Genomic DNA, 12,482 nt, shown 5'->3' on the forward strand with positions numbered 1-12,482 from the left:
GGATTTTCTACTTACTGCTTTTCGAGATTATCTACAGTTGGTCTAAGACAATTTTCCAAAGTGTTTGATTATAACTTCTAAAAAAATTGACATGTCCGATTTCATTCTTTTCAGATTCAGAAACTTTAACTTCTCTGTAAGTAGTTTTTAAATTAGGATATACGTTTTTCAATAAATTCCGCATTCCTTTTTGCGTGACCCATGTGTCATCTTCGGCATGAATAATAAAGGTTTTCTGAGTTAATTCTTTTGAAATATTTTCGCCTATTTTTTCATAAAGTCGACTTGTAGATTTTTTATTTAAAATTAAAGTCTGCCAATCGAAAGCAACGCCCTTTGGTAAAGATTCTCCTAAACCAAAACGGTGCGCCGGGAAGTAGCTGAAAAAATGAGTCATGACCGGAAGTGCAATCCCGAAACCGAGTAAAGCGGTGACTGCAACGCTGAAAGTTAGATTCCCAATATAGGCATCTTGTGTTCCTACGAAAATAAATTTCTCGAAATTTTTTGAATATTCATTCATTCCCAGAATTAAAGCACCAACCGAATGTCCCAAACAAAACTTGGTATATTCGGGATAATCCTTCTGAATAAAATCGGTTAAAGTTTTAAAGTCAACGGTTCCCCAAATTCGCATCGATGAGTCAAAACCTTTCATTTTAACTGGTTTTGATTCACCAATTCCGCGATAATCATAGGTGATGACTACAAATCCATGTGCTGCTAAATATTTGGCAAATGAAAAATAAATCTGTTGCTTTACTCCTGTTGCAGAATTAATAAGGACTAATTTTTTATTGGAAGTTGCAGGTTCAAAAACTTTAACAGAAAGTGGAATTTGTTCGGAAGTATTTAGAATGAGTTCTTTCATTGTAATGAAAATTCCACTTGTAAATAAGTGGAATTAATTTTTAAAAATATAAATTTTAAAGGAAATAAAAAAGCAAAACCGATATGCTCAATATAGCAATCTATCCTTCAATAATATCTTTCAGATAAGGAAGTCCACTTTGGGAACCTCTATTTTTAGTTACTTTCAAAGAAACATCATTCCCAAATCTCACACAATCATCAATGCTGTTTCCATGACATAATGCGACTGCGAAACCTGCTGTAAAAGCATCTCCCATTCCCATTTTATGTAAAACTGAATCGTGATCGTTTCGGTAATATTTCATTTCTGTACCATTGAAATAAGTTGTAGAATTTGTATCGTCGCGAACAAATACTTTATTCGGATACTTTCTTAAAATTTGCTCTCTCGGTTCATCACCAAAAATAATCGACAACTCATTGCTTTTCGCAACGATGAAGGAGGCATTTTCAATTATTTCCGCAGAAAGAGGTTTCGCAGGTGAGGCATAAATTCCCATTCTGTTGCCATTTTCTTTTACCAGTTTTGCGGTATATTCAACAACATCCATTGGGATCTCCAGTTGAATTAGAACCAAATCCGCTGTGGAAAAAAATTTTTCTGCTTCTGCAACGTGTTTGGGTTTTAAACAATAATTAGAGGCAGGCACTACGACAATTGAATTAACTCCTTTGGCTGCGACAACATAGGCGGTACCAGTTGGGGCTTCTTCGGTTTCTATAACATAACCGACATTAACGCCCTCCTCAACTAAATTTCTTAAGATCTGCTGACCAAACGGATCCATACCTACAGCACCAATAAAATAAACACTTGCTCCCAATCTGGAAGTAGCGACCGCTTGGTTGGCTCCTTTCCCGCCAAAAAAACTTTCTGATTTCTCTGCCATCACCGTCTCATTAGGCAATGGAGGACGCTCAGTGTTTAAAACTAAATCGATAGAAGAACTGCCAATTACAATAATTTTTGGTTGTTCGGTAGTGATTTTCATTATGCTTAAAACTTATCTTTCAAATGTACTTAAATATGATACGATTAGAAACTATTTTATCTTAATTAATTTCTACAAGTTCACAAACTACTTTTACCGGAATATTGTTTTTATCAAATCCGATATAAGTTGCGTAAAACCCTTCGCCGTAACCTGTTTCAAAAGCAAACAAATTTCCTGGTTTTTCATCGTGGGGTTTTAAAAAAGCATACTGATTCACAGCGCCTTCTTCATGAAAAAAATGTTCGTGGAAAAACTCCTCATAAATTCCCATGAAATCCTCACCTTTTCTTTTGAATAAATGCTGTTCTAACAGAATCAGATTTTGTTGGGTTTCGAAATCCATTAAACAGCCCATTCCGCTTTCTACAGGGAAACCGTAGATTTCTCCTTCTGCTAGATCTGAAATATTCTGACCTTCAGAAACTGCAAGTTTCCAAGTCGATACTTCTGAATTATTGAAAACGATTTCTACGTAAGCTACGCAATTACTTTCAATCTCTTTATGCACCAAAACCGGAAATTCGCCTGTAGGAAAATCGGTAGTGAAAGCAGGCATTTCGCTGGTAATCAACGGATCGCTTGCAACCAATTTCCCCGAAGTCAAAATAATATTTCCAGCCTCGAATGTTTCAATTAAAGGACTTTCTACAAAATTTTTGTCGAAATGTTTTTTGATATTTTCGATGTGGTTCATGATAAGGTTTTCAATTTTTCTTCGAGCAAGATTAATTTATCCTGCGCGTCTTTTTTCTTTTTCAATTCATTATCAACCACTTGTTGTGGTGCTCCTGCCATGAATTTCTCGTTGGATAATTTTTTATCTACTGACATCATGAAACCTTTTAAATATTTGATTTCTTCTTCAGTTTTTGTTTTCTCTTCTCCTAAATCTAAATTTTCACTTAAAGGAATTGAAACTTCTGTTCCACCAATTAAGAAAGAGAACGTGGGTTTATCTGCTTTTTCAGCGAAATGAATTTGTTCAATGTTCGCTAATTTTTTGACTAAATTTTCATTATCAAATGATGTTGCATTGGTGAAAACCTCCACACTTTCACGTGGTGAAATCCCTTTGCTCTGACGGTAATTACGAACACCAGAAATCAAATCTTTAGAAACTTCAAACTTTTTGATTAAGTCTTTATTATAATCCTGAACTTTTCTTTGTTGTGCAATAACCAAAGCATTTTCTACGGTTCTTTCAGAAATATTCTGCCATAATTCCTCAGATAAAAATGGCATAAATGGATGCAACAATTTCATCAATTCCTCAAAATACTGAATGGTTTGATTGTAAACTTCTGTAGAAATCGCTTCACCATAGTTTGGTTTAATCGCCTCTAAATACCAAGAACAGAAATCGTCCCAAATCAATTTATACAGCAAATGCAAAGCATCAGAAATACGGAATTTTTCAAACTGATCAGCAATTTCAACAATCGTTTTATCCATTTGATTTCCGAACCAGGAAATTGCCTGTTGATTTGCCTCATTGGCTTTTATAGAATCATCTTTTTTCCAACCTTGAATTAATTTATTGGAGTTCCAGATTTTCGTCGCGAAATTTCTTCCCTGCAACATTAATTCTTCATCAAAAAGCAAATCGTTTCCTGCTGCCGAACTCAATAGAATCCCGACTCGAACGCCATCTGCTCCATATTTCTCAATCAACTCAATTGGGTCCGGAGAATTCCCCAGTGATTTCGACATTTTGCGTCTTTGTTTATCCCGAACAATTCCAGTAAAATAAACACTCTTAAAGGGAACTTCTTTTCTATACTCGATTCCCGCCATAATCATTCGGGCGACCCAGAAGAAAATAATATCTGGACCCGTCACCAAATCTGAGGTTGGGTAATAGTAATTAATATCTTTATTTTCTGGATCTAAAAGGCCGTCGAAAACCGACATTGGCCACAACCAAGAAGAAAACCAGGTATCCAGTGCGTCTTCATCCTGACGAAGATCCGAGATTTCAAGATTTGAGATTTGAGACTTTTCTCTCGCAAGAATTAAGGCTTCTTCAATCGTTTCTGCTACCACAAAATCATCCTGACCATCACCATAGAAGAAAGCCGGAATTTGCTGACCCCACCAAAGCTGACGAGAAATATTCCAGTCGCGGATGTTTTCCATCCAGTGTTTATAAGTGTTCTTGAATTTTTCTGGGTGAAATTTCACCTCATCATTCATCACCACATCCAAGGCAGGTTTGGCAATTTCAGACATTTTCAAAAACCATTGAACAGAAACTTTAGGTTCGATGATCGCACCTGTTCTTTCAGATGTTCCTACTTTATTTACATAATCTTCTGCTTTTAACAAAAGATCATTTTGCTCTAATTCTTTTACAATTTCCTTACGAACGACAAATCTATTTTTACCGGCGTAATGCAAACCGTGTTCATTCAAATTAGCATCATCATCTAAAGAATCAATCATCTGCAGATTATGACGTTTCCCGATTTCATAATCATTGGTGTCGTGAGCCGGCGTAATTTTCAACGCTCCAGTTCCAAACTCAATATCAACATAATCATCTTCGATAATTGGAATTACACGATTTACAATAGGAACAATAACGTTCTTACCTTTTAAATGAGCATATCGCTCATCGTCAGGATTGATACAAACCGCAGTATCTCCGAAAATGGTTTCTGGACGGGTTGTTGCAACGGATAGAAACTCTTCAGTTCCTTCAATTTTATATTTTAAATAATACAGTTTTCCGTTTTGTTCTTTGAAAATAACTTCTTCATCAGAAATATTGGTCTTCGCTTCGGGATCCCAGTTTACCATTCGGTAACCTCTGTAAACCAAACCTTTGTTATACAAATCAACAAAAGATTTAATAACCTGTTGAGAAAGTTTTGGTTCTAACGTAAAGCGAGTTCGTTCCCAATCGCAAGAACAACCTAACTTTTTCAATTGCTCCAGAATTGTTCCACCATATTTGTCAGTCCAATCCCAGGCGTGTTTTAGAAATTCTTCACGGGTAATATCTGCTTTATTAATGCCTTCTTCTTTCAATTTCGCCACCACTTTTGCTTCAGTTGCGATGGAAGCGTGATCAGTTCCCGGAACCCAGCAAGCATTGAAACCTTGCATTCTGGCCCTACGAACTAAAATATCCTGAATCGTATTGTTCAGCATATGACCCATGTGTAAAATTCCAGTTACATTTGGCGGAGGAATTACAATCGTATACGGAGGTTTTTCGTTAGGTTCGGAATGAAAATAATTATGTTTCAGCCAGTAATCATACCATTTCTGTTCGGTTTCCTGTGGCGTATATTTCTCTGAAATCTGCATTTGTTATATCTTTGACTTAATAGATGCAAAAATAGGGAAATAAAAAAAAGTGACCTTACTATTAAAAAAATATTTAACTTTGTTTGTTACATTCAATCAAATAACCAATTATTAAAAAATAAAAAAATGAAAAAAATCTTCGCAGGCCTATTTTTGGCTGGATCTTTTGCACTTGCTTCAGCACAAACTATTTCATTCGATAAAACAGTTTTCGATTACGGAACCGTAAAGGTTGGCGCAGACGGTCATAGAGTTTTCACTGTAAAAAATACTGGAGACAAGCCTCTTATTATTTCAAAAGTTCAGGCATCATGTGGTTGTACAACACCAGAATGGAGTCAGGATCCAATAATGCCAGGAAAAACTGCTCAAATAAAAGTAGGATACAACACCACTCTTGTTGGACCGTTTACAAAAATTATTGAAGTATATTCAAATGACGCTGAAACAAGCAGATCAACGATTACGATTAAAGGTAATGTAATGGAAAATCCTCAAACTGCAATGGTTGCGCAACCAGCGGCTAGAGTTGAAACTGCAGTAGTAAAATCTGCGGTTGCAGAAAAAGTTGCTCCCGCTACAGCTAAGCAAGCAAAAAAATTAAATGCAAAAAACTGATATTCAATCTAATTTGTAATAACAGATAAACTTTAAAATCATTTCATAATTGAAATGATTTTTTTATTTTAGTACAAATATTAAAACTATGGATTTAGATTTTAGTGATAATTTCATTGTGAAAAGTAAATTTTCTATCGATGATTTCCCAACTGAATACGAAGGGAAACTGACCAAGAAAGGGGGGAAAGAAATGCTCGCTGCAGAGAAAGGAAAACTTCACGAACTGCAAGAGCGATTGTACAGCGATGGAAGCAAATCTATTCTGGTTGTATTACAGGCAATGGATGCGGCAGGAAAAGACTCATTAATCAAACATGTTTTTGGAGGTGTTAATCCGCAAGGCTGTTCTGTTACAAGTTTCAAAACACCAAATGATAAAGAATATGCTCATGACTTTTTGTGGCGGCATTATATGGCTTTACCTGAAAAAGGAAAGATCGGTATTTTTAACAGAAGTCATTATGAAAGTGTTTTGGTGTGTAAAGTTCATCCCGAATATAATTTAAATGAAAAAGTCTGGAAGTCAGTTAATGATTTTGATGAAAAGTTCTGGAAGAAACGATATGAAAGCATTAGAAATTTTGAAAAGACGCTTGCTGAAAACGGAACAACCATTATTAAAATATTTTTGAATGTTTCTCAAAAAGAACAGAAAAAAAGATTCCTGGAACGAATTGACGATCCTACCAAAAACTGGAAATTCTCTGCAGGTGATTTACCCGAACGAGAGTTGTGGAGTAAATATATGACTGCCTACGAAGAAGCCATTAATGAAACCTCCAAAGATTACGCGCCATGGTATGTGATTCCCGCTGATCATAAATGGTTTACCAGAGTTGCGGCAATTCAGGTCATCATTGATGCAATGGAAAAAATGGATTTACAATATCCCGTAGTTTCGGAAGAAGGCAAGAAAGCATTACTCGATACAAAAAAAGAACTGGAAAAAGAATAAAAAAAAAGCAGAAATAAAAATTTCTGCTTTTTTTATAAAAACCCACAAGAGAAACTATAAGCCGGATTCTGTTTTTTGACCGAAATCAAAACGCCTGTTATTTATCTACGCTTTACATTGCTGCAAAACTTTAGCTGCTTACCCCTCGGTTTTTGGAGCGAGCCACTTCCTATCTCGACGAATCGAGAAATCCGATATACTTAACATTGCACCGCAAAGAGTTTACCTGGTTTCACTATAAATTAATATACATACTTTCTGTTGCACTGGTCCTGATCTCGCGACCGACGGATGTTATCCGCTTTGCTGCCCTATGGTGTCCGGACTTTCCTACCTCCGCCGAAGCGGAAATCAACAAGCCGTTTTTCTTGTGGGTGACAAAGATAGGAATTTTCTACTTTCACAATCATTATTTTTAACTAGTAGGTACGACTTACCAACTGTTCCACTTAATTTTTTGGAAAGAAATTTGCTAGTGAAGAATTTATTAAATTTTGATACTTTTGAATTATGAATTATTTTGAAATTGTTTACGCCGTCCTGAAACGTTGGTACAGTAGTCTTGCAGAAGCGACACCTAAATTGGCAGTCGGAATATTGGTTTTTTTCATCTTTTTAACGATGAGTTCTTACCTCAGTAAAATATCGGTAAAGATTTTTCATAAGTTTTTTCCCAAAAGCAAGAATAACTCAATTGTTACTTTAATCAAAGTTTTTAAGTTTCTTATCATCCTTTCTGGAGCATTTATTTCCTTTGAAATAATGGGCTTGGGCGGTTTTGTTTTAAAGTTTATAGGTAGTTTAGGAGTTGCCGGTGTGGTAGCTGGTGTCGCTTTGAAAGATTTGGTTTCATCGATGTTTTCGGGCGCTCTGGTTGGGATCGATAAATCATTTGCAGATGGCGATTATGTTTCTATTAAAGATGTGACTGGCGTTGTAGAAAAAATCGGATTTTTGACCACAAAAATTATTACTGATGATGGAAAAAAAGTTTTTGTACCAAACCAATTGATTTTCAGCGCACCTTTTACGAACTTTTCTTCCTCTGGACAAAGAAAAGTATTTCTGGATTTACAAATTGCCAGCAGTCAGGATTTAGAGAAAACCACGCAGGTTATTTTAGAAGAGATTAACAGTTTTGATTTCACTGATCATATTGAGGAAACCCAAGTAATTATACTGAAACAATCATTTGGAATTTTCTATTTGCAAGCACGCTTCTTTATGAAAAGTGGTAAAAATATTATGAAAGTGAAGAGCGATGCTTTAATTGCCTTAAAAAAAAGGTTAGAAGAATCGGGAATCGAATTAGCGACTCAGATTCAGATTGACAACAATGTTTAAACACTGATATTTTATAAACTATTACCATTTTAACTGTATGAAGCATATTGCACGCAAAAAAAAAGGATGCTAAAATTAGCATCCTTTTCATTTTAACTGAAATGTAATTATTTTTTAATCATTAATTTCTCGGTTACTTTTTCACCATTCTTTAATAGAATTGATAAAACGTAATTTCCGTTCGCTATTTTCTCAACGTTAATTTTTCCATTAGCGGACACAGTTCCTGAATTTACCAATCTTCCAGATGCATCATAAATCATGAATTTCGCACCTTCTGATTTGGCCATTGAAATATTCACTTCATTTTTCGCTGGGTTTGGATAAATAGAAGCAGTTTTCAACTTACCATCGACTGTGGCTAAATATTTTTTAATTTTGAAGTTAGACTTATTCACGGCAAAATACACGTTATTAACTGCTTTTACCATAATTCTCGCTGAAGCAATATCTTCATTAGGAAGATTTACAATAGCAGTACCATTATTAGGAACGCTTTCCGAAAGGACCACATCGAAGTTAGCACCACTATCTTTAGATAAAAGGATGCTCACACTTGAGGTACTCACTTCTCCAGCATCTGTTCCGGCAACATCCCAAGTTACCGCAATTGGGTTTTGAGCACTGTACTCAACGTTCGTCGTTTGAGACGTAACAACAAAAGGTCCAGAATCTGCAACAGTTATTTCCACTAGGGCTCTTGCTGATTGGTTTCCTGTTGGTTTGTTATCATTTACTATAAGAGAGAAGTTTAATGCGCGGGCAACACTTGGTGTAACTTCCCATTTTGGAATAAGGTTATTTTGGACTACAGAACTCAACATTGGGAAATATCTCTTAGGAGAAGTTGACGGCAAAAACGACCTGTAGATAGGTCCTCCTGTAGCTGTAGCAACTGGTGGCTGGGTACTGGCCTGATTATCCAATTGCTCCCATAGATAAGTTAATGGGTCATTATCTGCATCGGTACCAACACCTGTTAAAACAAATGCAGTTCCTTTAGGAATTGTATAACTATCTCCTGCGTCAGCAGTAGGAATCGCATTATTGTTATCTGTTTTTACGGAACAATCAGTTACTCTGGATATAATTTTATAAATCTCATTCACACTTGCAGAATGGAAGTATGGATCACTATTATTTTGAACATTGTTTGCACTGCCGCAAATCCCGGCATACGCCATAATTGTTGACCCACTACCTGGTTCAAAAGCAGTTGTATTATTCTTATTTCCACCACCACAATTTCCTGTCGTAGCATTAAAAGTATGGTTCGCTCCAAACTGGTGACCCATTTCGTGAGCAACAAAATCAATATAAAACGCATCATTAACTGGAGAAGGTAAACCTGTAACTCCCCGCGCTTTATTACTGCCACAGATACCACCTAAAGAAGCGACACCTCCACCTCCTGTAGAAAACACGTGTCCAACATCATAACCATTAATACCGATAACATTATTAAGATTGGTTTTATTTTCGCCTAACATGACCGCGCCATCATTATTGGTGTAAGGATCAGTAGTTGCATCGGTGTAAATTACAAGATCTGTATTCGCTACCAATACCATTGTTAATGAAAACGTTTTTTCATAAATTCCATTTACTCTGGTCATAGCAACAACCATTGCTGCAAGTGCTTTTGGAACTGTTCCACCATGAAAAGCAGTGTATTCACCGGTAGCGGCTAAAGCAAGACGGTACGTTCTAAATTTTCCATCAGCTACTAAGGGCGCTTTATTTCCAACTCCCGCTTCTTGTTCCACATTTTCTCCTTCTACTTTACATTCAAACAAATGATTGTTTACAGGCATATCTGCTCTTTTGTAAACTATGTAATTAGAGTTGTCTTTGGTATAACTATCAAGATAACTCACTTCCCAACCATCAAAATACATGGCACTTATTCCTTGATCCGGAGTAATACTGAAGCGAATTGAATTGTGAGCATTTCCTTTTTCATATCCAACATAAGATCTAAGTTCCGGATATTTTGCCTGCAAAGGTGCTTCCATTACAGACGCTTCCTCAACAAGATAGGATCTAAATTTACCATTGGCATCTGGAAAAGTAATTAATCGACCTTCTTTAGTTGAAAATCTTGCAGGTGCAGCGGCCAAATCATTTTTAATTTTTTCTACATCTACTTTATAAACCGAAAATTCTTTTGGTTTAGAATCTCTTGCGGTTAAACCGGTTTTGGGTAATGTATTTACCTTTGACCAGTAATTCTGTCCAAAGCCAAACGCTGCGAACATCAAGCAGGAAAGGGTAAAGATTTTTGTTTTCATAATACGTTTTTTACTATTTTAATTTTTGATAGTTGAATACTATTTTTTTGGGGTTCACTTTCTTTAATAATTTTACGAGAACATAGGGCGAAATCCTGCTCGATTTTTGAACGTCGGGATTATGGAACTCCCCAACATCTACATAAATGGTATTGCCTTTTCGCGAAATTTCTTTTATTTCAACATCATTGGAGTTTTTCACAAGAGGTTTGAAAATAATATAAGATTCATTGTCCGAAAGCGACGGTATTGGTGCTAATCGATTTCCTGGTGATTTTGAATGGATGACTTTGTAAACAGAATCGATTTTTTCCTGCGTATTTAAAACCAAATATTGCTCAGAGATCAAAGGATAAAAGAAATGGCTAACTTCTTCAAAATTAATTTTATCCGCTGCAGCATTTGCCGATTGAGAATCACAACTGAAAAATAAAACAACAAGAAACATGTAAAGATAATTCATAATTGAAAAGCAAGAATAATACTTATTTAAAGCAAATATACCAATTTATACAACAAACCAACCTTGTCATTAAAAATAATTCATCAACTTTATTAATTCATTTCGTTTTTAATTTTATTAAAAAAAGAAATAAAAACACATCAACGTAGAAATAAAAAACCGTCTCACCAAATAATGACGAGACGGTTTTAAATAGTTATCTAAAAAATCTTAGTGACCTAAAACTTCTTTTACTTTATTAGCAGCTTCTTCCAAAGTAATTACAGAATGAACTGGCAAACCAGAATCATCAATTAATTGTTTTGCTTCTACTGCATTGGTTCCCTGTAATCTCACGATCAATGGAACAGGAAGACTTCCCATCGCTTTGTAAGCATCTACGATCCCTTGAGCAACACGGTCGCAACGTACGATTCCTCCGAAGATGTTAATCAAAATTGCTTTTACATTTGGATCTTTCAAGATAATTCCGAAAGCTTTCTGAACTCTTTCCGCATCAGCCGTACCACCAACATCTAAGAAATTCGCTGGGTTACCACCAGATAATTTAATGATATCCATAGTTGCCATCGCAAGACCAGCTCCGTTTACCATACAGGCAACGTCACCATCCAACTTCACGAAGTTCAAACCAGCATTACCAGCTTCAACATCAGTAGGATCTTCTTCTCTTGTATCTCTCAGTTCAGCCAAATCTTTGTGACGGAACAATGCGTTGTCATCTAAAGAAACTTTAGCATCAACAGCGATAATTTTATTGTCAGAAGTTTTTAAAACCGGATTAATTTCAAAAAGTGAAGCATCAATTCCAACATAAGCGTTGTAAAGGTTTGCAATAAATTTTACGAAATCTTTGTGAGCAGCACCTTCTAAACCTAAGTTGAAAGCAATTTTTCTAGCCTGGAAACCTTGCAATCCCACAGATGGATCTACAACTTCATTATGAATTAAATGAGGAGTTACTTCTGCAACGTGCTCAATATCCATTCCACCTTCCGTAGAATAAACGATCATATTTTTCCCTTGCGCTCTGTCTAAAAGGATAGAAACATAAAACTCTTTGGTTTCAGTTTCCCCTGGATAATAAACATCTTCAGCAACCAAAACGAAATTTACTTTTTTCCCTTCCGCAGAAGTTTGTGGAGTAACCAACTGCATTCCGATGATGTTTCCAGCATTTTCTTTCAGTTTTTCCATGTTCGGAGAAAACTTAACGCCGCCGCCTTTACCACGTCCACCAGCGTGAACCTGTGCTTTAACGACCCAGCCTTCGTTTCCGTTCATTTCAGTCAGTTTTTTCGCTGCTGCTTCTGCTTCTTCCACAGTGTTTGCGATAAAACCTCGTTGGATGTTAACTCCGTATTTTGCCAAAATCTCTTTGGATTGGTACTCGTGAAGATTCATAATATTTTAATTAGATATTTATTTTTTAAAGATTGACAAATTTAAGAAAATTTGATAAGATAGGAAGCATATCCATTTAAATTTTTGGGCGCACAACTCCGGCTTTCACTACTCGCTTTTTTTTGCAAGTAATTGTTGCACTGAATTAAAAAGTGGATCAGCAAAAAAAGAGCTCAAACAAACCGTTCAATCCGGGGCGCGATTTGTTTATCATTAGTAGACTC

General features: G+C 35.9%; 10 protein-coding genes and 1 other RNA gene. 3 read left to right on the forward strand and 8 right to left on the reverse strand.

Features of this window, described 5'->3' with window-relative positions; all coding sequences use genetic code 11:
- Nucleotides 1-31: 31 nt before the first annotated feature.
- The 4 genes from PUH65_RS12810 to PUH65_RS12825 form a co-directional block, all read right to left on the reverse strand.
- Nucleotides 32-871 carry a serine aminopeptidase domain-containing protein gene (locus PUH65_RS12810; RefSeq protein WP_305520532.1) on the reverse strand — a complete coding sequence of 280 codons (840 nt, stop codon included), beginning with the start codon at nucleotides 869-871 and terminating at the stop codon, nucleotides 32-34.
- A 100-nt stretch (nucleotides 872-971) separates the two neighbouring features.
- Nucleotides 972-1,865, reverse strand: a complete 894-nt coding sequence (locus tag PUH65_RS12815; RefSeq protein ID WP_305520533.1) for a ribokinase — start codon at nucleotides 1,863-1,865, stop codon at nucleotides 972-974.
- Between the two features lie 61 nt (nucleotides 1,866-1,926).
- Nucleotides 1,927-2,562, reverse strand: coding sequence for a DUF4241 domain-containing protein (locus PUH65_RS12820; RefSeq protein ID WP_305520534.1), 636 nt, complete (start codon nucleotides 2,560-2,562; stop codon nucleotides 1,927-1,929).
- The gene (locus PUH65_RS12825) at nucleotides 2,559-5,180 is read right to left on the reverse strand and encodes a valine--tRNA ligase (RefSeq protein WP_305520535.1); all 2,622 of its coding nucleotides are present in this window, start codon (nucleotides 5,178-5,180) and stop codon (nucleotides 2,559-2,561) included. The genes PUH65_RS12820 and PUH65_RS12825 overlap by 4 nt, the downstream gene beginning before the upstream one ends.
- 126 nt (nucleotides 5,181-5,306) lie before the next feature.
- Here PUH65_RS12825 and PUH65_RS12830 point away from each other — a divergent pair, with 126 nt between their 5' ends.
- Entirely contained in the window at nucleotides 5,307-5,798 is a 492-nt protein-coding gene (locus tag PUH65_RS12830) for a DUF1573 domain-containing protein (RefSeq protein WP_305520536.1), read from the forward strand.
- 88 nt (nucleotides 5,799-5,886) lie between these two features.
- A complete protein-coding gene (locus PUH65_RS12835) occupies nucleotides 5,887-6,756 on the forward strand; it encodes a polyphosphate kinase 2 family protein (protein ID WP_305520537.1) in 870 nt (289 codons plus the stop codon).
- A gap of 41 nt (nucleotides 6,757-6,797) precedes the next feature.
- On the opposite strand, the gene rnpB is transcribed toward PUH65_RS12835, so the two are convergent.
- Nucleotides 6,798-7,127: RNase P RNA component class A (rnpB, locus tag PUH65_RS12840), an RNA gene on the reverse strand.
- 139 nt (nucleotides 7,128-7,266) lie between these two features.
- On the opposite strand from rnpB, the gene PUH65_RS12845 reads away from it, so the two are divergent.
- Nucleotides 7,267-8,100 carry a mechanosensitive ion channel family protein gene (locus tag PUH65_RS12845; protein ID WP_305520538.1) on the forward strand — a complete coding sequence of 278 codons (834 nt, stop codon included), beginning with the start codon at nucleotides 7,267-7,269 and terminating at the stop codon, nucleotides 8,098-8,100.
- A 107-nt stretch (nucleotides 8,101-8,207) separates the two neighbouring features.
- On the opposite strand, the gene PUH65_RS12850 is transcribed toward PUH65_RS12845, so the two are convergent.
- From PUH65_RS12850 to sucC, 3 genes are all read right to left on the reverse strand, one after another.
- The gene (locus tag PUH65_RS12850; RefSeq protein ID WP_305520539.1) at nucleotides 8,208-10,391 is read right to left on the reverse strand and encodes a reprolysin-like metallopeptidase; all 2,184 of its coding nucleotides are present in this window, start codon (nucleotides 10,389-10,391) and stop codon (nucleotides 8,208-8,210) included.
- Nucleotides 10,392-10,404: 13 nt separating this feature from the next.
- Nucleotides 10,405-10,854 carry a hypothetical protein gene (locus tag PUH65_RS12855; protein WP_305520540.1) on the reverse strand — a complete coding sequence of 150 codons (450 nt, stop codon included), beginning with the start codon at nucleotides 10,852-10,854 and terminating at the stop codon, nucleotides 10,405-10,407.
- Between the two features lie 210 nt (nucleotides 10,855-11,064).
- Nucleotides 11,065-12,258 (reverse strand): ADP-forming succinate--CoA ligase subunit beta, encoded by a 1,194-nt coding sequence (sucC, locus tag PUH65_RS12860; protein WP_305520541.1) that lies wholly within the window; start codon nucleotides 12,256-12,258, stop codon nucleotides 11,065-11,067.
- Nucleotides 12,259-12,482: the final 224 nt, after the last annotated feature.

The sequence above is a fragment of the Kaistella sp. SH40-3 genome (genome assembly GCF_030686865.1).
In the GTDB taxonomy this organism is placed as follows: Bacteria; Bacteroidota; Bacteroidia; order Flavobacteriales; family Weeksellaceae; genus Kaistella.